The organism is Halalkalibacter hemicellulosilyticusJCM 9152 (assembly GCF_000513115.1).
GTDB lineage: Bacteria > Bacillota > Bacilli > Bacillales > Bacillaceae_D > Halalkalibacter > Halalkalibacter hemicellulosilyticus.
This window is the reverse complement of sequence record NZ_BAUU01000001.1, coordinates 1-23,351: the sequence shown is the minus strand read 5'-3', so window position 1 is coordinate 23,351 and position 23,351 is coordinate 1. Positions and strand designations below refer to the sequence as shown.

At 38.5% G+C, this 23,351-nt stretch carries 26 protein-coding genes, 1 pseudogene and 1 riboswitch; of the genes and pseudogenes, 9 read left to right on the top strand and 18 right to left on the bottom strand.

Translation table 11 applies throughout. The annotated features are described in order from the left end of the window. Positions 1 to 176: 176 nt before the first annotated feature. Positions 177 to 596: a VOC family protein gene (locus JCM9152_RS00135; RefSeq protein WP_035339622.1), complete on the bottom strand. Its 420-nt coding sequence runs from the start codon at positions 594 to 596 to the stop codon at positions 177 to 179. A gap of 1,183 nt (positions 597 to 1,779) precedes the next feature. After that, positions 1,780 to 2,556 carry a LysR family transcriptional regulator gene (locus JCM9152_RS00125; RefSeq protein WP_369384499.1) on the bottom strand — a complete coding sequence of 259 codons (777 nt, stop codon included), beginning with the start codon at positions 2,554 to 2,556 and terminating at the stop codon, positions 1,780 to 1,782. 123 nt (positions 2,557 to 2,679) lie between these two features. Here JCM9152_RS00125 and JCM9152_RS00120 point away from each other — a divergent pair, with 123 nt between their 5' ends. Both JCM9152_RS00120 and JCM9152_RS00115 read left to right on the top strand, forming a co-directional pair. Beyond that, positions 2,680 to 3,009: a DMT family transporter gene (locus tag JCM9152_RS00120; RefSeq protein WP_035339620.1), complete on the top strand. Its 330-nt coding sequence runs from the start codon at positions 2,680 to 2,682 to the stop codon at positions 3,007 to 3,009. A gap of 1 nt (position 3,010) precedes the next feature. Further along, entirely contained in the window at positions 3,011 to 3,364 is a 354-nt protein-coding gene (locus tag JCM9152_RS00115; RefSeq protein ID WP_035339617.1) for a DMT family transporter, read from the top strand. A gap of 77 nt (positions 3,365 to 3,441) precedes the next feature. On the opposite strand, the gene JCM9152_RS00110 is transcribed toward JCM9152_RS00115, so the two are convergent. The 7 genes from JCM9152_RS00110 to JCM9152_RS00080 form a co-directional block, all read right to left on the bottom strand. Next, positions 3,442 to 3,972 (bottom strand): NADPH-dependent FMN reductase, encoded by a 531-nt coding sequence (locus JCM9152_RS00110; protein WP_035339616.1) that lies wholly within the window; start codon positions 3,970 to 3,972, stop codon positions 3,442 to 3,444. A 101-nt stretch (positions 3,973 to 4,073) separates the two neighbouring features. Continuing rightward, the gene (locus JCM9152_RS00105; protein WP_035339614.1) at positions 4,074 to 4,457 is read right to left on the bottom strand and encodes a MerR family transcriptional regulator; all 384 of its coding nucleotides are present in this window, start codon (positions 4,455 to 4,457) and stop codon (positions 4,074 to 4,076) included. 99 nt (positions 4,458 to 4,556) lie between these two features. Then, entirely contained in the window at positions 4,557 to 5,591 is a 1,035-nt protein-coding gene (locus tag JCM9152_RS00100) for an SDR family oxidoreductase (protein ID WP_201768778.1), read from the bottom strand. A gap of 231 nt (positions 5,592 to 5,822) precedes the next feature. Beyond that, complete coding sequence (locus JCM9152_RS00095) at positions 5,823 to 6,386, bottom strand: winged helix-turn-helix transcriptional regulator (RefSeq protein WP_035339612.1); 564 nt, start codon at positions 6,384 to 6,386, stop codon at positions 5,823 to 5,825. Beyond that, entirely contained in the window at positions 6,386 to 6,748 is a 363-nt protein-coding gene (locus JCM9152_RS00090) for a VOC family protein (protein WP_035339610.1), read from the bottom strand. Before JCM9152_RS00090 ends, JCM9152_RS00095 begins: the two co-directional genes overlap by 1 nt. 343 nt (positions 6,749 to 7,091) lie before the next feature. Next, on the bottom strand, positions 7,092 to 8,429 hold the full coding sequence (locus tag JCM9152_RS00085; RefSeq protein WP_035339608.1) for a TrkH family potassium uptake protein: 1,338 nt from the start codon (positions 8,427 to 8,429) through the stop codon (positions 7,092 to 7,094). Between the two features lies 1 nt (position 8,430). Then, the gene (locus JCM9152_RS00080; RefSeq protein ID WP_035339606.1) at positions 8,431 to 9,096 is read right to left on the bottom strand and encodes a potassium channel family protein; all 666 of its coding nucleotides are present in this window, start codon (positions 9,094 to 9,096) and stop codon (positions 8,431 to 8,433) included. A 64-nt stretch (positions 9,097 to 9,160) separates the two neighbouring features. Continuing rightward, positions 9,161 to 9,308, bottom strand: a riboswitch (cyclic di-AMP (ydaO/yuaA leader). A 265-nt stretch (positions 9,309 to 9,573) separates the two neighbouring features. On the opposite strand from JCM9152_RS00080, the gene JCM9152_RS00075 reads away from it, so the two are divergent. Beyond that, on the top strand, positions 9,574 to 9,876 hold the full coding sequence (locus JCM9152_RS00075) for an ArsR/SmtB family transcription factor (protein WP_035339604.1): 303 nt from the start codon (positions 9,574 to 9,576) through the stop codon (positions 9,874 to 9,876). Between the two features lie 109 nt (positions 9,877 to 9,985). Next, on the top strand, positions 9,986 to 10,891 hold the full coding sequence (locus JCM9152_RS00070; protein WP_035339602.1) for a cation diffusion facilitator family transporter: 906 nt from the start codon (positions 9,986 to 9,988) through the stop codon (positions 10,889 to 10,891). 196 nt (positions 10,892 to 11,087) lie between these two features. Here the strand turns inward: JCM9152_RS00070 and JCM9152_RS00065 are convergent, their stop codons facing one another. The 3 genes from JCM9152_RS00065 to JCM9152_RS00055 all read right to left on the bottom strand — a co-directional run bounded on the left by JCM9152_RS00065 (position 11,088) and on the right by JCM9152_RS00055 (position 13,592). After that, on the bottom strand, positions 11,088 to 11,438 hold the full coding sequence (locus tag JCM9152_RS00065; protein ID WP_035339600.1) for a VOC family protein: 351 nt from the start codon (positions 11,436 to 11,438) through the stop codon (positions 11,088 to 11,090). Between the two features lie 42 nt (positions 11,439 to 11,480). Then, complete coding sequence (locus JCM9152_RS00060) at positions 11,481 to 12,854, bottom strand: MFS transporter (protein ID WP_035339598.1); 1,374 nt, start codon at positions 12,852 to 12,854, stop codon at positions 11,481 to 11,483. A gap of 147 nt (positions 12,855 to 13,001) precedes the next feature. Next, positions 13,002 to 13,592 carry a TetR/AcrR family transcriptional regulator gene (locus JCM9152_RS00055; RefSeq protein ID WP_035339596.1) on the bottom strand — a complete coding sequence of 197 codons (591 nt, stop codon included), beginning with the start codon at positions 13,590 to 13,592 and terminating at the stop codon, positions 13,002 to 13,004. Between the two features lie 244 nt (positions 13,593 to 13,836). Here JCM9152_RS00055 and JCM9152_RS00050 point away from each other — a divergent pair, with 244 nt between their 5' ends. From JCM9152_RS00050 to JCM9152_RS00045, 3 genes are all read left to right on the top strand, one after another. After that, a complete protein-coding gene (locus JCM9152_RS00050; protein ID WP_035339594.1) occupies positions 13,837 to 14,961 on the top strand; it encodes an NAD(P)/FAD-dependent oxidoreductase in 1,125 nt (374 codons plus the stop codon). A 56-nt stretch (positions 14,962 to 15,017) separates the two neighbouring features. Beyond that, positions 15,018 to 15,449 carry a hypothetical protein gene (locus JCM9152_RS21145; RefSeq protein WP_052015410.1) on the top strand — a complete coding sequence of 144 codons (432 nt, stop codon included), beginning with the start codon at positions 15,018 to 15,020 and terminating at the stop codon, positions 15,447 to 15,449. Between the two features lie 77 nt (positions 15,450 to 15,526). After that, a complete protein-coding gene (locus JCM9152_RS00045; protein WP_052015408.1) occupies positions 15,527 to 16,180 on the top strand; it encodes a hypothetical protein in 654 nt (217 codons plus the stop codon). A 312-nt stretch (positions 16,181 to 16,492) separates the two neighbouring features. On the opposite strand, the gene JCM9152_RS00040 is transcribed toward JCM9152_RS00045, so the two are convergent. The 4 genes and pseudogenes from JCM9152_RS00040 to JCM9152_RS00025 form a co-directional block, all read right to left on the bottom strand. Beyond that, entirely contained in the window at positions 16,493 to 17,197 is a 705-nt protein-coding gene (locus JCM9152_RS00040) for an FAD-dependent oxidoreductase (protein WP_035339593.1), read from the bottom strand. A 37-nt stretch (positions 17,198 to 17,234) separates the two neighbouring features. Beyond that, on the bottom strand, positions 17,235 to 17,648 hold the full coding sequence (locus JCM9152_RS00035) for an iron chaperone (protein WP_052015442.1): 414 nt from the start codon (positions 17,646 to 17,648) through the stop codon (positions 17,235 to 17,237). A 6-nt stretch (positions 17,649 to 17,654) separates the two neighbouring features. Then, a pseudogene (locus JCM9152_RS23595) lies at positions 17,655 to 18,020 on the bottom strand (SRPBCC family protein); the annotation flags it as partial. Positions 18,021 to 18,023: 3 nt separating this feature from the next. Beyond that, a complete protein-coding gene (locus tag JCM9152_RS00025; RefSeq protein WP_035339592.1) occupies positions 18,024 to 18,344 on the bottom strand; it encodes an ArsR/SmtB family transcription factor in 321 nt (106 codons plus the stop codon). 334 nt (positions 18,345 to 18,678) lie between these two features. Between JCM9152_RS00025 and JCM9152_RS00020 the strand changes: the two genes are divergently transcribed. Both JCM9152_RS00020 and JCM9152_RS00015 read left to right on the top strand, forming a co-directional pair. Then, positions 18,679 to 19,458, top strand: a complete 780-nt coding sequence (locus JCM9152_RS00020) for a hypothetical protein (RefSeq protein ID WP_035339589.1) — start codon at positions 18,679 to 18,681, stop codon at positions 19,456 to 19,458. 11 nt (positions 19,459 to 19,469) lie between these two features. Further along, the gene (locus JCM9152_RS00015) at positions 19,470 to 19,934 is read left to right on the top strand and encodes a hypothetical protein (protein ID WP_035339587.1); all 465 of its coding nucleotides are present in this window, start codon (positions 19,470 to 19,472) and stop codon (positions 19,932 to 19,934) included. A 154-nt stretch (positions 19,935 to 20,088) separates the two neighbouring features. Here the strand turns inward: JCM9152_RS00015 and JCM9152_RS21140 are convergent, their stop codons facing one another. Further along, a complete protein-coding gene (locus tag JCM9152_RS21140) occupies positions 20,089 to 21,903 on the bottom strand; it encodes an InlB B-repeat-containing protein (RefSeq protein ID WP_052015407.1) in 1,815 nt (604 codons plus the stop codon). Beyond that, on the bottom strand, positions 21,900 to 23,351 hold a 1,452-nt coding region (locus JCM9152_RS00005), incomplete at its 5' end, for an InlB B-repeat-containing protein (protein WP_035339585.1). The genes JCM9152_RS00005 and JCM9152_RS21140, both read right to left, overlap by 4 nt.

Below are 23,351 nucleotides of genomic sequence, written 5' to 3'. Positions count from 1 at the left end.
GACACACTTCACCCTTTAAAATGATTCTAGAAAAAAACGGCAGTCGAGTATCCATAACCAACAGATAAAAATAATAGGGATCGTTTTTTCATGTCTAGGATACTCCTTTCTTAAATATAATAAGATAGTAAAATTGATTTATGATGTCGTCATTATTAATGCTAATGATAACATGCTTAACGTATACTTTCTACTTCCGTATCAATTAAAAAGGTTACACCGAATTTATCTGTCAAGCTACCGTAACCAGGACTGAATGACGTTGCTTGAAATGGCATCTTTACTTGTCCTTCCGGCTGCAAAGCATCAAAAAACCGTTTTGACTTTTCCACTTCAGTCGTAGAAATACAAATCGTCACTTGATTCCCCTGCTGAACAGGCATCGTACTAGGACTATCGGAGAGCATAATTTCTGCTCCTCCAATATTTAGTTTCGCATGCGCCACAAGACCTTTCAAATCCTCAGAAGGCGGATCAGGCATGTCCCCATAGGTAATGAACTCCACCACATCTGCACCTAACGTTTTTTCATAATAGTGTACCGCTTCCTTACCATTACCATTCATCATTAAATAAGGGCGTATTTTAACAGACATTTTTTGTACCTCCTTGTATTTGAAGCCACTGAAAAAGTACAAAGCAACTTTTTCAGTGGCTTTCCTATGGTTAGCAATGGCTTCACTCGTTGCTTAAAGGGCACCAAAAAGTTAAAAATCAAACTTCTTCAGTGTCTTTTTCCATCATGTGAACAAAGCAATGTTATGACCACCTTTAAATTGCAGCGCTTTCTTTTCCAATCATACATCTCCTTTCCATCTGAATTTTCTATAGTTTCATCATACTATTTTCCATTAGGTTACATTTCTTATCGATTGCTCATTTTAGTAAGATGGTTTTCTCGCGCCACTGTTTAGGCTTAGACATTACTTTTTTATAATCCGTTATAGTTCAGATAATATGAGAACGTTGTTTTAGAACTAAAACACTAACTATTTTATATCCCACTATGTTCATATAAAACCGAATTAAGGAGGTTTTGGTTTTATGGAAAAAGATTACTTTATATCCCACTACGTTCATATAAAACCCTAATAATTAGATTGCCAAATCCCTTACTGTATAAGGGATTCAAAACCTCTTTTACCATCAATAACTGCCATTTTTGCAGTAGATCATCAGTTGTGTTTTTACCTCAACTGTAAAATCATAGTTCTTCCCTTTCATACCAAGAGATTTGTCCATTTTTTCTAAAAATCAATCTACGGCAATATTGATTCACCTACCTTAATTGTATAATAAAATCCATTAATTCACAAAATATATTAAATGGAGTTTTCTCTTAACTATGATCGTGTAACTTGCGGAGCCTGCGCTCTTCTTTGAATATCCTACACCTTCACAGACTAACCAAAAGCGCTCCGCCGTTTATACTTTCTGATTCGATAAAAAAGCTGAACCTCTAGTAGATTCAGCTTTTTTCTTGACTGTGATGGACAAAGAATTAAAAAAGCTCACGTTTCGGCTATTTTAATTCTAGTTGATCTAACATTTGTTGAATGGACACCATTTTTAACCTTTGCTCCATTGCTTCCTTTGCTTGTTTTATCTCATCCCATAAAGCCGTCTCGGTAACCCTTCCTATCGCGCATTCTACTCTCGGGTTATGGAAGCTAAACAATTGAAAATAGCCGCTTTCTTTTCAAAATTATAAGCCCTGCTCCTTCACTAACTCTGCAAAAGCTTTATATGCTCGACTTGTATATTTTTCCTTTTCCCTAATCAACCTGTCTCAATCGAACGGTATTGTTCAGGGATAGCCGTAACATGTAGATATTCATAAGAACCTGTTAATACTGATTTGGGCAAAATGGTAGCTGCAATCCCTTCCTTTACACTACTTAAAATCGTTTCAAGTGAACTAATTTCCATAAAAGCATTCAAAGGGATCGAATCATCTCGAAACCACTGCTCTAATTTCCTTCTGAAGGGACATCCTTTTGGTGACAATGCCCATTTTCGCTCTGATAATGACGATACATCCATTGCCGTTTTCGATAAGAGCACCATTTCGTCCGTTTGTACGTAATCAAGAGTGAAATTTGTTGATGTTAGATCACCTGTTACAAAAGCAGCGTCTAATTCATAATTCTTCACCTTCTCCATTAGTTCAAAAGAATTTCCCGTTTCGATACGAAGCGCTACTTGTTCATTTAACGTTTGATAAGAAGAGATAAGGTTCATGAAATTTCCACATGTGACCGTTTCAACGACCCCTATCCGCAGAGTCCCAGATGGCATTTCCTGATCTTGTAAAACAGTGATAGCTTCTTCAGTCAATTGTAAAATGGTATCAGCATATTGCCTAAATTGCTTACCTTTTTCTGTAATCGTAATCCCTTTTACACTTCTATGAAAGAGGAGTACGCCTAATTCTTCTTCTAGCTTACGTAACCTTGTCGTGACATTAGACTGAACATAATCCAAACGTTTTGCTGCACCTGAAATACTGGTTTCTTCTGCAATCGCTTGAAATACTTTTAAATCCCTCAGCTCCATACCTACTATCTACACCACCTTATGAATCATCATTTATTTTGATAGCTTAATCACTAATAATCATTATACATAATACAACTTCCTATCTATACTAAAAGAGACTTTACAAAGGAGGCGGTTTAATTGGTTTACCTTTTTTTAGTATTAACTATATTGGCTGAACTGACTGGAGCCATTTCTAGCCGATATTCAAACGGATTTAAAAAAATGATCCCTAGCAGTATAACCATTGTTGCTATTATTGCTGCGTATTTTTTCTTTGCGGTTAGTCTTCAGTTCGGATTAAATATTGGTATCGGGTATGCCATATGGTCTGGTGTTGGGGTTACACTCATTGCCATTTGGGGTTGGATTTTCTTCAAAGAAACGTTAACAAGAGTACAAATTCTTGGTATATTCCTCATCATAGTAGGGGTTACCTTACTAGAGATTGGTGTCTTGGAGGTGGTTTAATATGGCACATTTCTATTTGTTAACAGCTATTTTCTTAGAGATTGCCGCAGCTATTGCGTCTCGTTATACAGAAGGATTTACAGCCCCTTTACCAACAACGGTTACGATTGTCTTCGCTGTAACCTCTTATTATATTTTTTCTCTTAGTCTCAAACACGGAATGAGTATTGGAATTGGTTATGCGATATGGTCTGGAGTTGGGGTTTTAACCATTGCTATCATTGGGGCAGCATTGCTTGGAGACACTCTTACGAATATCCAAATTATCGGAATAATCTTGATTGTCATTGGGCTTTTTTGTGTCCAGCTTGCAGGGAAAGCAGATGATCCTACTAAAGCCGTACAGCCTAATTGAAGTCTATGTTGAAAACTTTCTCGGTCATCAAGTTGGAGGTTAAATCTTTTACTTGATGACCATTTGAACTATTTTGACTATAATTGCTTTGCAAAGGTATCAATTAGTTTCCTTAACGATTCAACTACTTCTTCTCTTACATACTCGCCATTCTCATTTTGTTTACTATTTGCACCAGAAATGAGCAACGTCCACTCATTAGACACATGTGCTTGAAGCATACTTAGATTCATCTGTAATGCTTGATGAGCATGCTCTCCTCCTCCAGAAGATGTAATGACAGCTACTGGTTTTTCGTATAACGTAGCTGATGATACTAGCCATTCCAAGGCATTCTTTAAAACTCCTGGTACTCCTTTTATATATTCTGGAGTACAAATAATGACGCCGTCAGCTTGATCCAATAGAGATCGAAATGATTGGACATCAGCTGGAGGTGTTTCTCCATCTTCATCTGGATTAAAGTGAGGTAGTTTGTGTAGCCCGTTATAAATAGTGTACTCACATTTAGCTGGAATGTACATTTGAAGACTGTTCAGTGTTCTTTGAGTAGCGGAATGTCCACGTATACTACCAGAAAGAGCGACAATCAATTTACTGCCTTCCATGTTTTTCACCTTCTTTATTTGTGCTACACTAACTATCTCACTTAAGTAATGTTTCTACCATTTTACTGCTCATGGTCACAATGGATTATGAGCGCAAAGCCTTAACTATCACGTACTGCATTATACTTCTTAACTTTGGATATTTGTCTCTCCAATCCTTGCTTAAGATTGAATAAACTATCCATGTGCTCGTTGACCTCGCTTAATTTTTGTTCGTATATTTTTATCATGTCTTCACATAGAAATTCCTGGTTCAATTGATAATCTGGATTGTTATCCATGCAAATCAATATATTTTCAATCTGTTCAGTCGTCAAACCTAACCCTAAATACAGCTGAATCGTTTTTATACGCTCTATCGATGATTCATCAAAAACACGATATCCGTTATGAAGCCGTTTTGAAGAGAGTAGCTGTTTTTTTTCATAATACCGAATGGACCGAACACTAGCACCCGTTTTGTTAGATAATTGACTAATTTTCATCTACAGTCCTCCCAACAAATTCTTGCTTTCTTCAAAGTATAGCATGCAAATTCATAGATATTCGTTGTATTCGATTATAGGGGCAAACCAACTAATTTATCATTTCTTTTGAGAAATGTTTGTACCGAATTCTTTCAAACGTTGCATCATATATGAAGGTTCTATCAAAACTTCTGGGAAGTATAATCCTGCTTTAATAGAGGATCCACCAACAAGACCAAGTAAATGTTCCAGCCCGACCGCAACACCCAAGGCTGTCATTGGTACTTGCCCTTTTGGATGAACCATTTCGTACCGAAAGTTTCCGAACGATCCGGTTTGTTGCTTACCACTTATTTCAATAATCGTTTCAATTGAAAATGACTCACCTCGTCGTCGTGAAGCAGTTTCCCCCAAGGTAAAATCAAATCGAATAGAATTGGCATTTGTTGCTGCAGCTAAACCTGCGACGTCCAAAGGAGCCGAATAGGCTTCTCCATGAAACACCTTACCGTCCACACTTTCAAATTGACTCATCCTATCATCATCAATGGCCCAGTTCCATTTTCTATCTTTTAACATTAATGCGTAAGGACCCGCTTTCGATAATCTCTTAAAATCATCATATGCTGCCGGACCACCTATATCCTGTTCATCTAACAAAGCGGCGATATTAATTGAATTGACCGAAGAAAATTCCCGAGCAATAGAAAGGATCGCAAGCGTCACCGTTCCAGCAAGCCAATAGCTATTCATTAAAATGGGAGCACTTGTAGGACGATGGACAAAATAGGCGATTTCCGGACTTAGTTCAAAGGCAGCTCCCGAAATGTTTTGGTAAGGAATGCCCTCATTTTGAGCATACTTTAACGAGTAGAGTGACTTATCTTTCATAAACATCGCTACTGCACTAAACTTTTTTTCACCTGACAATCCTAAATCCGGCTTCTCAAGATCAATCTGCACTACATCGGCACGTCCTATTTGATCAGCTATGACTCCAGCTTTACGTACATTACGGGCACCAATCGTTATCGGTAGTTCTGGCTGAAGCTGACGCAATGTTTTTGCGGTTTCTGCACCCACGACACCTGATCCTCCGATTAACAACACTGGTTGTCTCGGTACATTTGACATTTTTGATTGCTCATTCATATGACTCATCCTTTCAGACTTGTAATATAAGCATACTTCAGAAACATGCTTCTATTAACCACCTTAAAGGATGACACTAGTGTCAATGTCAAGGGATCTCTTCCATTAAATTCATCACTACAAGAAGTAAATCGCTACCCATCATTATGTAAAAAAAAGCAGAAAATAATCCTGCTTCACAACTTACAATTAGTTGTATTTAGTTTTCCATACAATTCTAAAGGGAAAAACCTAAAGTATGCCTAGTAATTCTCGATTTACCATTTCGAGAGTTGGCTCAGTGCGTGCGTTTAATGAATACGTATACTTTGGTGTTGGATCTACCATTAGTATTTTATCCACTAATGACCCTTCATGAAGTTCACTGAGTCGTGTTGAGAGAATACGCGGTGTCGCCGTTTGCAATAATTGACGGATGGAATTGAACTCATGGTAGCTATGGTAAAGTGCCATTAGCACTGGCCAATTCCACGCTTTTGCAGCGAGAAACCCCACTCCAAGCTGGCTTTCAGAGTGTGAAATGATCAGAGCCGCTTCTTTCATAAAGCGTCCTTTTTCGGTAAGCTCGTATTCAGGAAGTAATGGGTGATTCCGCTCAAAAGGAGATATTTGTTGGACAAGCCCAGACTCTGTCATCGTCTTCAAGTTGCTGCTTAACCTAGAGGGAGCGATTTGTAGAGTGTTCTTTAACGGTGTGAATCGACCTCCTGATTTTTCAAGTGTCACAAGAATCGGAATCGTCCACCTTCCAGAAAGCTCTTTCGTGATGTGCACCATTTGAGCGACTTGACTCATTACGACACCATCAATACTTGCGATAACTCGAAGTTATGCCCATCTGGATCTTTGAATGTAATTAATTTCGCATAACCCGGAATCGTAGTCACTTCCCCATTGAACGTAATTCCTTTCTCCCTAAGTTCTTTAACTGCGACATCAATGTCCTCTACCTCGATCACTGCTGCGGCTGTGGAAGGTACGACTTGCTCAGATTCTGAGAATCCAATAAAGCAATCCTTTGTATTCGTATGAACACTTGCCATACCATTTTCTTTGTCATAAGAATCGACCTCAAAACCTAACTGATCCGTATAAAACGATAACGTGCGCTCAAGATCACTCACACTGTACCATAATGTAAAGCCTGGTTTGTACATACAAAACACTCCTTTGTTTTTAGTACCTAAAATATACCTGATATAAATTCGGTTGTCAATGACTTATTTATTCTTAAACTCATACTAGGGGCCCAAGCCTCAATGATCCGGAATACATGTAAAGGGTAAATAAAATAACCATCCATTTATAAAAAATAACGGATGGTTATTTTATGTCTATTCCAAAGAGATATAGGACAGGCTGACATCCACTGGCGTAGGCAATTCGTTCAGCGATCGCCTGCAAGAAAGCGTCTAGCAACGGTTTTCCTCTTTCTCTTTAAAAACGTTTATTTTATATTTTGGGCTTACGAAAATCGTAATTACAGCTAAACAGCCTACCTTACCCCGTAAACACTTCGCCATCTGGATAACGAATACTAGACTTCTGCGCGACAGCTAAAGAGAATGCTAATGTCAATGGACCAATTCTCCCGATAAACATTAATACGACGATAACTAATTTCCCCACATCTGATAGATCTCCAGTTAGCCCCATAGATAACCCTACTGTACCAAATGCCGAAAATGCCTCGAATACAATCATCAAAAATGGTGCACTCTCAGTAATGGATAGGATTAATATCGTTATAAATACTGCGATTAAACTAATCACTACGATTGCTAATGAGCGGATAATAATTTGATGTCTGATCGTTCGATTGAAAACGACCGTTTCATTTCTCCCTCTTAAAAATGTTAGGACTACCATCATAATAATTAAAAAAGTTGTCAGCTTAATACCACTACCTGTAGATGCACTACCTGCTCCAATAAACATTAACAATAAAATAAACACAATTGTTCCAGCATTTAAATCCCCAATATCAATTGAATTGAAACCAGCCGTTCGCGGAGTCACAGCTTGAAAATAAGAAGCCCAAAGCTTTTCTCCTAAATTTAATGTCCCTATAGTTGCTGGGTTCTGGTATTCCAGTACAAAGATAAATAACATCGCCACAACATTAATGACTAAAGTCCCAACTATCATTAACTTTGAATGTAATGACAATTGTTGAAATGTCTTCGTACGCCATAAATCAGATAAAACAGTAAAGCCAATTCCACCTGTCATAAATAATACCGTAATTAAAATATTAACAGCAGGATCACCGACATAGCCCATCAGACTATCAGACCATAAAGAAAATCCAGCATTATTAAAAGCAGAAATAGTATGAAAGACACTAGTGTAGATGCCAAATCCCCAGCCGTACTCTGGTACCCATCGCAGCGAAAGCAATACGATCGCTAATAATTCTATTGTAATTGCAAATGCAAATACAATTTTAACAAGACGAACTACTCCACCCATTGAGGTTTGATTAAAGGCTTCTTGTACGAGTATTCTTTCTTTCAATCCGATTCTCTTTCCTAACATAACAACAATCAAAACAGCAAATGTCATCAATCCTAAACCACCAATTTGGATAAGGATCATGATGACAATTTGACCGAATACGGTGAAGTCAAGTCCAGTATCTAACACGACTAAGCCAGTTACCGTCGTTGCAGAAGTAGCAGTGAACAAAGCGTCTAGCCACCTAATTGGCTCTGTTGTTGCAATGGGTAGCTTTAATAACAAAGTGCCGAGCACAATGGCTACCAAAAAGCTCAATGCTAATATTTGCGGTGGTGACATTTGAATGTTACGGTGTAAAACTCCTTTTTTATTCAACATTTTACATACCTTCTTCTTCAAATCGTTTTAAATCCAATTTATGGCCAATCACAATCAAAATATCCTTTTCACGAATAACATCTTCTGGTAGCGGAGAGACATTTAAATCTTCCTCACGCTTAATAGCTAAAATCGTACACCCATATTTAGCACGTATGTGTAAATCAATGAGCGAACGATTATGTATTTTCTTTGTAGCTAGTAGCTCAACAATACTGTAATCATCCGACAACTCTATATAATCAACGATTTTTTCAGAAGTGATATGCTGTGCAATTCTAATTCCCATATCTTGTTCGGGATGAATAATACGATCTGCTCCAATCTTATCGAGGACCTTATGATGATAGTTATTCTGTGCTTTCACCCATACATTTTCTACTCCCATTTCTTTTAACACTAAGGTTGTCAATATACTTGATTGAATATTGTCACCAATTGCAACGATTACGTATTCAAAATTACGTATTCCAAGAGATTTTAACGCTTTTTCGTCTGTCGAATTAGCGATGACCGAATGTGTTGAAAATGGGGCAAATTCATTTACTTTCACATCGTTGTTGTCGATCGCCAATACTTGATGCCCCATTCTATACAATTCTTTACAAACACTACCTCCAAAACGACCTAAGCCTATGACAGCAAACTGTTTCTTTTTCTCTGCCATCGTTCTCACTCCTTATCCACGCAAAAAAGACCATCACAAAGAATGGTCTCCATTTAAGACCTTTCTCTCCAAAATAATAACGCTGACGAGGTTAGCTGACGGATTAGGGACTGAGAGTATCCCCTCTTACTTAGTAAGATTCACCCCAAAGGTGGCATTCACCACCTAACAATGGTTCCCCCGCTCTAAAACAGATTAAGCGATTAAAAGGCAAGCGTGTGTTTTGATTTTTACACAAATTAAATTACTCCTCCTTTCATTTTTTGTCAATCATTTTTTATAAATTCAACTAAAACCTGTTTTGATTCTAAGAATGATTGATTAATAAGATTGACAATCTATTCATAACCCTAAAAAAAATTTCATATTACTCTCATCGATCTTATTTAACTTATAAATTTATTAAAATCGATCTAGCTTACCATCCATAATTATGTTAACATGAACATATGATCATATTTATAAGGAGTTGCAACAATGCCACATCAAATTGACCTTGATGAAGAAACACTATTTATCGTCTCACAAACGTTTAAGGCTCTCGGAGACCCTACTCGTATAAGAATTTTGCATTTATTATCTGTAAAGGAATGCTCAGTTGGAGAAATTGTAGAACAGTTATCTCTAGGACAATCGACCGTTTCACATCAGCTACGGTTTCTTAAGAATTTACGGCTTGTTAAGTCTCGACGTGTCGGAACATCTATTTACTATTCTCCCGAAGATGAGCATGTCATGGAAATCCTCGAAAAGACCATCGAACACTCCAATCACGATTAAAAAGGGGTCATTCCTTTATGAAATAGTGCTTTTTAGGACAATCAATCATTGATACCTATTATATGAATATATGTTCATATATAGATAATAAAAATAAGGAGAGATAATAATGGGACATCACCATCACCACCATCATACTGGACATATGAATAAAAGAAATTTAAAGGTCGCAATGGCGATCATCGGTAGTTGGATGTTTATTCAATTTATCGGTGGTCTTTGGACAGGGAGCTTAGCGCTTTTAGCTGATGCTGTTCATATGTTTAATGACTTCTCTAATTTGTTGATCAGCTTAGTAGCTATTATTCTTGCTGCAAAAGCGGCAACTCGAAAACGTACGTTTGGAAACCACCGATATGAAGTCTTAGCTGCTCTATTGAACAGTGTCGCTTTATTAATCATTTCCGTATTTATTATACGAGAAGCGATTGACAGGTTCATGGCGCCTCAAGAAGTAATGGGAGGAGCGATGATCGTCATTGCATTCATTGGCCTTATAGCTAATATCGGAGCTATGCTTGCTCTAATGCGAGGGGATGTGAAAGATAACCTTAATATGCGAGGTGCCTATTTGCATGTACTAAGTGATGCCTTAGGCTCTGTTGCTGCCATCGTTGCAGGTGTCATTATTTACTTTACTGGATGGTATATAGCCGATCCAATACTAAGCATCATCATTGCCATCATGATTTTTTTGACAGCCATTTCCTTATTAAAAGAAACGATTCATGTCCTACTGGAGGGCACACCGACAAATATCCATTTAGAAGAGGTTGAGAATGCCTTACTTCAAATAGAAGGTGTCATCAATATCCATGATCTACACGTATGGACGATCACATCTGGCATCAATAGCTTAACAGCACACCTGATCATTGAGCCTTCCTATTCAGAAAAGCATCATGACATCTTGTTACAAGCGAACGATTATATAAGGACGAAGCTTCACATTGAACATAGTACGATTCAAATCGAAAAGGAGGACTTGAGAGAGCAGGAGCATCCGAGTATTTAATAATAGCACTCTTTCTTATTGGCATTGTGTAGAGCCGTTACAACAGGGATAAGCATTTTGAAAGTGGGGTTCTTTCAGAAAAACGAGTGACGAGCGAATCCAATGCTCCACGTTGAAAAAGAAGCGTCGATCGTACGAAGTCGACGCTCTACGTTTAATACCTTCTACATTTAGCGTACAACAATGTCTACGCTTCTTATTTCCCCTTTCTTTTAATCACCTCAACAGTAAATCCACCTGGAGCTCTAACGTAAAACGTGTACCCATGAGATTCTATTGGAGAACCGACTTGATAACCATCCTCTTTCAAGCGCTGATTAATGTAATCTACGTCTTCTCTACTCTCTTGAGGGAATCCGATATGAAAGGTTTTAGGATACTGAACATCTTTCCCCTGCATTAAAGTCAAGACAAACTGATCGTCGTCATACATGACGGCAAATCCTTTTCCAGAAGGACTAACGCACTTCATATGAAAATAAGTTTCCAAAAACGCTCTTGTCGTATCCACATCATTAACCGTTAAATTCAAATGGCTTAGTTTCATATAATCACCTCCTTTCACCATTGAATACAAAGCTATCAACTGTTAACCTTCAAATTCATGTAAACTTTTTTTAGGAATACTTCGCAAACGAAAGTAGTAGACCATAAATACCGTTACACATAAAATAGCCAAAGTAAGATAGAGATTACTGAAAACAGAACCTGACAAATGAGGTGACAATGGATTCCATGAACGGCTCGTTTCAAGATCAATGACCCTACTATAAATCCCAATTGCAATCGAACCAACAATAAAGTTTTGCATCATTAACAACCCCATACCAATGCCGGAGTGCTTTGCAGGTAATGTCAACGAAATCCCCCTTGACATTACAATCGCCATGAACGATTGACCTAAATACCCAAATATAAGAACACCAGCGATCATCCAAACACTTGCGCCAATAAAGGTGGACAATAATAAAAAGCACAAACACATTAAACTCGTAGCAGTAAAAAATAGAACGGTTGGACCCTTTTTATCCGCTAACTTACCACCTTGCCGATTAAGCAGAGCCGTAACTGCTGCAGCAGGCACCATAACCAAACCAATAATGCTCGCTTGAAGAGTGTGTACCTCTGCCAGAAATAAAGGAATTGTAAAAATTAACGAATAACCAATTCCTGTTACAATAAAAGCTAGAATAAGATAAAACCGATACTCCCGATTTTGGAAAAGCTTCGGTTGTACGAATGGATCTTTAGCATGACGTATCCGAGCGATAAAAAGGATGAGCGCAACCGCCCCTCCGATCAACCACATGATATGGATCGTGGCCGCTAGTAAGATTTGCGCTACGCCTAATGCCAACAATGCACCGCCTAACCAATCAATCCTTGTTTTCACCACCTGCTCATCTCCAAGAAGCTTCAAATAAATTGGTAAGGTAAACACTAATAACATCGGAATAACAAACAACCAGCGCCAATCCAATACACTAACAACGAGCGCTGAAGTGATCGGACCGAGTACACTTCCTAATGAAAGACCAGTAAATACAGTTGCCATTGCTTTTCCTCGTTCTTCCACTGGGTAATAGCGAATCGGAATAAGTGTTGCTGCTGCAGGAATAGACGCTGCTCCGATAGCCTGCATGCACCTTGCAACAAGTAGCAACCAATAGGAAGTTGAAAAGAAGCCAAGTAAAGAAGCTAAACTAAATATTACTAATCCAAATGTCAACAAATACTTTAATTGATATCGATCGGCCAATTTCCCATAAATCGCTGTGCCAATTCCATATATTAGCGTATATGAAGTAGTAACCCAACTCACCTGAGAGCTCGTAAGTTGAAATTCTTCCCGAATTAATGGAAGAACGAAATTAAAAAGCAAAATACTCATAGAAGACAGGGTTAACGTTAACATCACGACAATTAACAATGTACCATTACGTTTTTTCAATGTAGTTTCCATTTCATCTCTCCTTATTGAAAGTCTGTACTGACTGACATTTATTAATAAAAAAATAGAGTTGCTAACTTAGAAACAAGAGACAAAAGACATGATTTGTTTTTTATAAGCTAACGCTCTCGTCTCTAAATCATCCACTCCCTTTAATAATTAGGGAGTGATTCCCCTAGTAAAAAGATCCACACTCTCTTTTAATAACTCTTTAAACTCTTCATCAGAAAAGTCAGAATCCTCATTCATTCTTCCATGTGCTAAGCCAAAATTCATATACAAAAAAGTAATCGAAACCTTTTCTGGATCGAAGGCATATAATTTTTGTTGATTTTTCATTTCTATAAAATAGTCAGTTAAGAATTCCTGTAAAGCTTTCGGATGCCGGTGAGCATACTGATGCAGTTCGGGAAGATTTTTTCCAACCTTCATAATGACACGTAGCATCTTACGGTTACGGTACATAATTCTATGGTAATTCTCACAAATCAACCATAAATCATCCTCTATATTCCAGCTTAACTCATGATTAAAAATCTTGCGCATTTCATCAGCATAATGGTAGCGGTCAATGGCCTGCTCCAATAAATTTTGCTTACTTTTGAAATGACGAAACAACGTTTTTTCACTAAAACCAGCTTCGGTTGCAATTGCTTCTGTCGTAACACCATCAAATCCATTATTCGAGAATAGTTCAATTGCTGCATCCATTATCTTTTCAGAAGTTGCCTTTTTTCTACTCGAAACCATACACTACCATCCTTTTATTAATGTCAGTACTGACTTACCATTATCATATGCATCACCAACTCAGTTGTCAAGGATTAAATTCCCCAATTTTCTTACCACCAGTTACTTTTATCATTTGCATGGTTAAGAGAATTTCTATTATGACCTTGATTACCATGCTTTAGATTGACAAAGTAACAAAAGTAGAGAATAATATTACGTGATAAATCGTAATAGTTACGTTTTATCGAGGAGGGGGATTACATTGAATCGTAAACTTTATTATGACGTTATCATCGTTGGAGCTGGACCTGCTGGGATAGGATTAGGGGCACTATTTAAACAAATGGGACTGAAAAATTTCCTCATTTTAGAACGTGATGCAGTTGGGAGCTCATTCAGGAGGTGGCCAGAGGAAACACGATTATTAACTCCCTCATTCCCAGGACATGGATTTGGGCTTCTTGATTTAAATGCAATTGTACCCTCGACTTCACCTGGCTACACGTTTCAAACCGAGCATTTAAACGGTGAAGAATATGCCGATTATTTAGAGGCTGTTGCACAACATTTTGAACTCCCGATAAAATTTGGAGTCGATGTAACAGGAGTAAATAAGCTAGAGGACGGCTTTTCAATTGAAACGCACAATGGCGACTATAAAGCAAAATTTGTCGTATGGGCTTGTGGAGAGTTTCAATACCCTCATAACAATGGATTCCCTGGTGGAAAACTGTGCCTACATACTAGTAGCGTTGCTTCATGGGGCGATATTGAAGACGATGAGGTGATCGTTATCGGTGGTTATGAAAGTGCTATCGATGCCGCCATCAACCTCATTCATTATGGAAAGAAGGTAACCGTCTTATCTAAAGGGACCGTATGGGAAGATGATAACCCCGACCCAAGCATTGCATTATCACCATTCACCTTTGATCGTCTGAATGAAGTAATAGATGATGAAGCACTAACCTTAAAAGGGAACTGTACCGTCAATCGTGTTGAACAAACCGAAGAAGGCTACCTCATTTCTTTGGAAAGCGGTGAAGTCATATTTAGCTCTTCACGTCCTATATTGGCAACCGGCTTTAGAAGTAGCCTATCTTTAATTATTGAGCACTTCTATTATGATGAAAACAACATGATTGAATTAACGGAAGCAGACGAATCAACAGTTTCCGAAGGACTATTTCTAATCGGTCCACAAGTACGACATAAAGACGTGATCTTTTGCTTCATTTATAAATTTCGCCAACGCTTTGCGGTTGTAGCGAGAGAAATCGGTAAACAGCTCGGCATGGAATTAAATGAAAAGGTATTTGAGGAATACCGTCGATCAAATATGCTACTTGATGATCTTTCTTGCTGCGACAATTCATGTCAATGCTAGGTTACTTTTTCTCTCTTTCATTTAATTTTAGTATGAAGTAAGGAGACAGTGGTGCTATGAGCGAAACAAGAAAAGAAACGTCTTCGTATTCTTTCAATAAAAGAACAATGAAACTTCCAAAGCTTCCGTTTAATAATGGAAGAGCAATGCTTTCTTTACTTTTAGTCATGAGCATTTACGGATTTCCGGTCTATGCTGCTTACTTACTCGCAAGTTCAGTAGAGCCAATGTTCGAACGAGTCGTCATTGAACGCTTTGAACAATTATTCTCTCAGGTGCCGTATCTCATCGCTCAAGTGGTAGTAGGGGACTTCGGCTTACTGACTCTAGGACTGTATTCGTTCTTATGGGCATTTCCTGTCGTTTTATTCGTTGGAGCAAGTATCGCTTTCACTGAAGAAATGGGCTTAAAGGATACCATTACAAGTGACATGACCCCGATCTTGCGAAAAATCGGATTGAGCGGAAGAGATTTCATCCTATATTAACGGGATATGGTTGTAATGTTGTCGCTGTGCTTCAAACGAAATCCTGTCATGCTTGTTCAAGAAAACAGTGCATATCGATGATATCCTTTGGATCAGCATGTAGCTATCAAATTGGGGCGACTCTTTCGATTTTTAGTGTCGGGGGGAAACCTTGGCTTTTTATTCCGTACTTGTTCGTTTTACTAATCGTAGGTGCATTACATACGAGAATTTGGTACCCATCTTCTAATGAATACGAGGATTACTTCATACCTACATCACAACTAAACAGAGGGAGCTTAAAGCAATTCTTTCATAAAATAAAAGGAGCAGCATCTCAATTTTTCCTTCAAGCTATGCCAGTCTTTTTCATTATATGTATCATCGCTTCGATCTTAAATGGGTTAGGAATTATTGCTAAATTATTATTATGGGTAGAGCCGGTCTTATCCTTCTTATCTATTCCTGTTGATGCTAGTGTGGGGTTGCTGTTCTCCATCATTCGAAAAGATGGTATTCTTTTATTTAATCAAGGTGGCGGTGAATTCGTTTCAGCGATTTCAACGGTTGAATTATTTATCATTGTGTATTTAGCTTCGACATTATCAGCATGTTTAGTCACAATATGGACGATCGGAAAAGAAATGGGTACTACATTTGCAATCAAGCAAGCTTCTAAACAAGCGACAACATCAATTATTTCGACATTTGTTATATTATTTCTGTATAAAATGATTGTTTTCTTTTTATAAACAGGTGTTCTTATTCACCAAAGACACTGAAAAAGTTTGGTTTATAACTTTTTCAGCGTCTTTAAGCAATGTGAGAAACCGTTGCCTCTTAATTTAAAAACTATACTAGCATCATTATCTCAATCATGATACATAAAGCTCCTAATATAAACAAAAGTATAGCGATCCAGTCAAGTTGATACGTCCACACGAATAATGCAACACAAAGCACAGCAACAAGGATGAGCAAGAAAAGAAAAAAGTTTTTCTATGTTGAAAAATGATTTTCTATTTATGCGAATCTCTCTCCTCTGAAAACCTATTTAACAGCTACTAATACCCATAAAAAGTATCCTTTTTAATATGTCGCTTACGTATATTCTTTTTCTGTAAGTAAGTCGTTGTCGCTGCTACCATTGATTTCGGTCCGGCAACGAAGAAATGTCCATTATTCGAATATTCGCTTATACACATGTCCAATGCCTTGTTTAAATCATCTCTTTGATCAAGATAGGTTACTTGAACGGATGTTTTTTTAGCAAGATCATCTAATTCCTCTTGAAAGAGATGGGCTTTAGTGCTTTCCAAATACAGCAATTGAATTTGTGTACGACTACGATTATCTGCTTCAATTTGTTTGATCATCGAACGAAATGGGGTAATACCAATTCCTCCAGCTATGAGAACTGTAGGCGTATCCTCTTTAAGATAAAAGGAACCAACAGGACCAGCCATTTTAATCGTATCTCCATTTTCTAATGACAGCATCGCTTTCTTAAATTCACTCGGTTGATCGCTCACATTCATCGTCAGTTGAATCATATTCTCCTTAGGGATCGATGCGATTGTAAAAGGGCGCGTGTGATCTTTGATTTTCTGATGTGTGATCGTAAATAAGCCATGTTGCCCTGCCTTCCAAGTGACATCCTCTTTCTTTTTAAAACGAAACGTATAAACACCTTCTGTTTCTTGAACACTTTCGATAAAAGGCAGCTCTCTTTTTTTAAAGATAGATACCATATCTTGAAAAAACGCCATCTCATTCACTCCTTTTCAATAAGTCAATAAGGTTCATTTACTTCCTCCAAAATGTCGTACAATTTGCTTTGTCCCAAATATTAAAATCAATTATTTTGTCCAATAGATCATAATCAACTTCACGATTCCAAGGAATTCGAATCAGCTCTTTTGTATATTCATACCCCGCTTTTCGTATGTCCTCTTCGACATGTTGAATCGCTACCTGTTCAGGAGCAACAGCTAAATGCTTTTTTGACACACTAAATCCAATAATAAACGTACTATGATCCGTAAACATCGGTTGATTCCATTTGGTCACTGTTTCTAATTTCGGATATTTTTCCGTAATCCAACTAAATAATTGTTCCGTTCTTTCCCTATGCGCCCCATGATCAATGCCTTGTAGAAATTCTGTGAAATCTGTTAGACTATGTCCTCCCTCGTCAGGAGTTGATTTTTCTCCTAACACCTTTTGAAGCTCTTCTACTTTGTAAGACCAGCCGTATTTCGCACCGTTATACGCTTGGCCTTTTTCATCAAATCCAGTATGGTCAAGGTGCACATACGTAGTGTCACCGTCTTCTGTTAAGGTCCACGTTACGACAGTATCGATTGAGCCTCCTATCCACGTATAAGATAAGGTATGGGGCTCATCAACAGCTAACACTTCACAATCCACGACTAAATCAATTTCCTTATTCCAAAACTGACACTTATATCCGACGATCGGTTTAAAATTGTTTTCCATCACCCATTGTGCAAGTGTTGTAGATTGCGTTAATGCTTTCCACACTTTGTTAATCGGACTTTTAAATTGAAAATTTAACGATATCTCTGCCATTCCTCATTCCTCCAACATATTTTTAAGTATTGCAGCTCGTTCACGCCAAAATTGTTCATAAAAGGACAACCAGTCTCGCACTTCTTGCAAAGGCTCTGGATTCAATCGATACTTCGTTTCTCTACCTGCTTTGCGATTTGTTACTAAATTGGCTTCTCTTAGGATCATTAAATGCTTTGAGACGGCTGTACGCCCCATCTGAAAGTGAGGAGTCAGTTCATGTAAAGGTAGCTCATCGGTATTTGCCAATATCCGTATTAATTTACGCCTTGTCGGATCTGCAATCGCTACAAATACATCTCGTTTTTCATTTGTTTTGTTCAAAGCGCTCCCTCCTGATACGATACCAAATGGTGTCTGATTTATTATATGACACCAAATAGTGTCTAGTCAACTTAATGATAGAAATGCGTACCCATTATGTGTAATCGTCAAGTAGCCTTTAAATAAGAAGAACTTTTATAACTATTCTTATCCACTTCTTCTGCCTAATTCTAAAAGTAAAAACATTGCTTTCTCATCTTTACTACGAGATTCAAGACTTTATATTAACTTATCTCGAAAGCTTTCACGTGTGTATTAGCTTTATCATAAATCACTAATAAATAGCTAATACTACTCAAAAAAGTTTTATAACTCACTTAATGAGGGATCTAATGTGAATAATTTCAAACCAACAAATCATGATCGAAGATATAAAGCATATGTAAATGTATTTGGAACAACACAGTTGCATTTACGCAACCCTTATATTATAGCTTGGTGGTCAGCAGCCTTTCCAGGTTTCGGTCACCTCCTTTTATCAAAATATATTAGAGGGTATACTTTATTTATCTGGGAAATTCTCATTAATAACATGACCAACTTAAACCTTTCTATCGTCTATTCATTTAACGGAAACATTGATATGGCAAAAGAGGTTCTTGATCCAAAATGGTTTTTGTTCTATATTCCTGTTTACTTATTCGCCATTTGGGATAGCTACCGAACGACCGTTGATATGAATAAGGTATTTATACTAGCTGAACGAGAAAACGCTAATTTTAGTACCTACAGTATAGGGGCTTTGGAAGTTAATTACTTAGACAAAAGGAGACCCCTAATGGCTATACTATGGTCACTATTTACACCTGGACTCGGACAACTTTATATTCATCGGGTGATAACAGCTTTATTTACAACTAGTTTTACGATAGTTTTTGTTTATTTTTCGAACCTTCTCGTTGCTGTTCACCACCTTTTCCTAGGAGAAATAGCTCATGCCACACAAGTTCTTGATCCTCAGTGGTTACTGTTTATTCCTTCCCACATAGGATTTTCTATCTATGATTCCTATGTAAATACGGTTGAAAATAACAAACTGTTTGAAAGTGAGCAACGAAAATATTTAAAATTGAATTATCAACAATTCCGAGTGAAAATGGCTAAGGGAACGTGAGGTGTATAGTTTTGCAAGTATTTTCAACATATGAGCATTCTACTTATTTAGAATTATGCATAACGGAATTAGAGCAGATGGGGATTGATAAAGAATCCATATTAGCTGTACCTCTTGATAATCGTGTGGAGCAACGGAAATTATTGGATACTCTACATCGCGCCGATGGTGTCAGCCTTTTTGATAAGGGAGCAGCTATCGGTACTGCTTTTTCTGTTATAGGAGCGAGTATCGGCTTTACCCTTGAGTGGGGACCCATTTATTGGGGCTTAATTGGTGCGGCAAGCGGATTTATTCTTGGCTTTATAATTGACTACATCCTTTTTAAAGTGGTCCATAAAAGGAAAAGACAAATTAGGGGGAAAACATCTGAAGTCATTCTAGTTGTCAACTGTAGTAAGGATCAAATTGAAAAGGTAGAAAAAATCCTTTGGGCCAATTTAGCACTTGGAGTGGCAACATTAGAAAACTCATGATATTCAACGACAAAATTATTAACATACTTGGATTAATTATGAACACTATCACCCTAGGGTTCGATCTTTTGGGTTTTACACATATGGAATTTGTATTTTCCACAAAAAAAGAGCTATACCGCACATTGTGCAGTATGCCCTTAATCAATCTTATTTAATTCCTCATTCCTTTAGCCCTATAACGCCGGTACGATAAGAGCATGATCATACCTGCTATCAACAGCATAACGCCCATCATCATTTTGTTGTATGACGGTGTAGCCGTTGTCGGTAAAGATTCACCTTCATCGTTTTCTTCTAGCATCTGATCTTCTTCTATGACTTCTTCATCATCAGGTTTCACGTCTCGTACGATCTCTTTAGGCTCATCTTCACTTATAAACTCTTCAAAATCACTTAAGTGAAAAACAGCAAATGTACTGAAATGATTTGTATTTGCTTGAATGTAACCATTGCTGTAACTTCCACCAATCAATTCCCATTCCTGAATATCAGGATTATAGTAATATACTTGAAGTTCCTCTCGGTTCATTCCATCGCTATTCACTGCAAAGGATAATTCTATCTCGTGATCAAATACACTAATCCATTCCCCATCCTGAAAAATATTAAATTGATAAATCGAACTGGCTGCTCGGGCAGCATGAACGAATTCATCTAGCTTTTGATCCTTTTTTTGTAAAGTTAGATTTAAATCTTTCTCTTGATCAAAATTCACAAATGGAATTTGCAGAGATACATCTTCCTTAACGACTTGAACAAACACTGCTTTTTCCTGCAACTGCTGTACTTGACTTTGAGTAAATCTTACTTCAATTACATCATCTAGCTCATCTTTCAAGGTAACAATGAGAATTCCATCATTATCGAGCATTCGAATGGACTCATCATCCATTATAACGTAATCAATTGTTCTAGTCAGTTGGGCGGTTTCGATCGGCACTCTTCTTAGCACATCGACTGTGTACGCCATTGTTGAGCCATCCTCAGACGTGATTTCAATTAATATAGTATTCATTCTTTCATCTAATGAGAAATGACTTGATGGTTGCCCGCTCACTATCTCGTTTCCATTTATTTCTATTGTTGAACGTTCATCTTGAAGACTCGGTGTAAAGGTGATCGATTCCACGTGATGTCCAACCTCCACCGTATAATGAGTCCGTTCAGCTTCAAATACAGGGCTTAATAACCCATCACTAATGACTAACTCGCTTAATAAAGCATTGTTGCTTCCCCATTGCGCATGCAAGGTAATAGATTCGCCCTCCATACGAAAGGTATCACCAGGATTAAAAGTAGTACCACTTCCGTCAGCTTCTGTGTTCCAGCCAACGAAGGTATAGCCCATTCGGCTTAACGTATGTGAATCAGCTACCGTAGTTTCACTTCCATACGTCACTTCTTTCGTTGCTGGGGCACTTCCTTCATCTTGTCCGTTCCCTTCATATCGCAACTTATACTGGATTACTGACCACTGCGCATAGAACGTCAGATCCCCTGCACCTAGGGTAAATGTATCGCCCTCACTATAGAATTCGCCACTTCCGTCGGCTTCCGTGTTCCAGCCAACAAAGGTGTAACCCGTTCGGCTTAATGTATGACGATCAGCTACCTCAACTTCACTTCCATACACAACAGATTCCGCTTCCGGCACACTTCCTCCATCCTTACCGTTTCCTTCATAACGCAATTCATATTGATTAACCGACCACTGTGCATAGAACGTCACATCCCCTGCATCTTGGGTAAATGCATCTCCCTCACTATAGAATTCGCCACTCCCGTCGGCTTCCGTATTCCAGCCGACAAACGTATAGCCCGTTCGACTTAATGTATGAGAATCCGATACCGTTACTTCACTTCCATACGCAACGGATTCCGCTTCTGGCGCATTTCCTCCATCCTCACCGTTTCCTTCATAACGCAATTCATATTGATTAACCGACCACTGTGCATAGAACGTCACATCCCCTGCATCTTGAGTAAATGCATCTCCCTCACTATAGAATTCGCCACTTCCGTCGCTTCCATATTCCAGCCGACAAACGTATAACCCGTTCGACTTAATGTATGAGAATCCGATACCACTACTTCACTTCCATACGCAATAGATTCCGCTTCTGGCGCATTTCCTCCATCTTGCCCATTGCCATCATATCGCAGCTCATAGTCATTTACAGACCACTGCGCATAGAACGTCACATCTCCTATTCCTTGAGTAAACGTGTCACCCTCGTTATAGACTTCACCACTTCCATCGGCTTCCGTGTTCCAGCCAACAAACGTATAACCGGTCCGGCTTAACGTTTGAGAATCCGATACCTCCACTTCACTTCCATACGCAACAGATACCGCTTCTGGCGCACTTCCCCCATCTTGCCCGTTCCCGTCATATCGCAGCTCGTAGTGATTTACAGACCACTGCGCATAGAACGTCACATTTCCTATTCCTTGAGTATACGTGTCACCCTCGTTATAGACTTCACCACTTCCATCAGCTTCCGTGTTCCAGCCAACAAACGTATAACCGGTCCGACTTAACGTTTGAGAATTCGATACCTCCACTTCACTTCCATACGCAACAAATTCCGCTTCTGGAGCACTTCCCCCCTCTTGTCCGTTCCCGTCATAACGCAACTCGTAGTGATTTACAGACCACTGCGCATAGAACGTCACATTTCCTGCACCTTGGATGAACGTGTCACCCTCTCTATACGTTTCACCACTCCCCTCCGCTTCGGTGTTCCAACCAACAAACGTATAGCCCGTTCGGCTCAACGTATGAGGATCAGCTACCACCACTGCGCTTCCATACGTCACTTCTTCCGTTTCCGGCGCACTTCCTTCATCATGCCCGTTCCCATCATAACGCAACTCATATTGGTTAACAGACCACTGCGCGTATAACGTCACACCTTCTATCCCGAGGCTAAATGTATCACCCTCTCTATACGTTTCACCGCTTCCATCCGCTTCGGTGTTCCAGCCGACAAACGTATAGCCTCTCTTAGTCAAACCATCTTCGCCTTGTACGGTTATATCTTTGTATTTAGGATACGTATACTCTTGCGTATCTGCTAACCAGCCATCCTCCGCACCGTTGGCATCATAAGTTAAATCTAGCGTTGTAAGAATATACGGATACCCATCATTCACTGTCGAATCGATATTCCAAATCAAATCAAAATCCCACGGTTCATCAAGTCCTTCAACATCAACATCGGTATAAGTCAGAATATCTTGCAATTCACTCATTGATTTTAATGTGCCAATACCATTGTCAGCCTCTTCATCCGAGTAAAAGCTGTTCTCGATGTTCACAAAATTATTTCCTGTGTTAACGACCCCACCAACTCTACTGCTTCCCGCCACTTGACCTATTGAATATGCTTTGTTTACAACTCCTGAACTAGA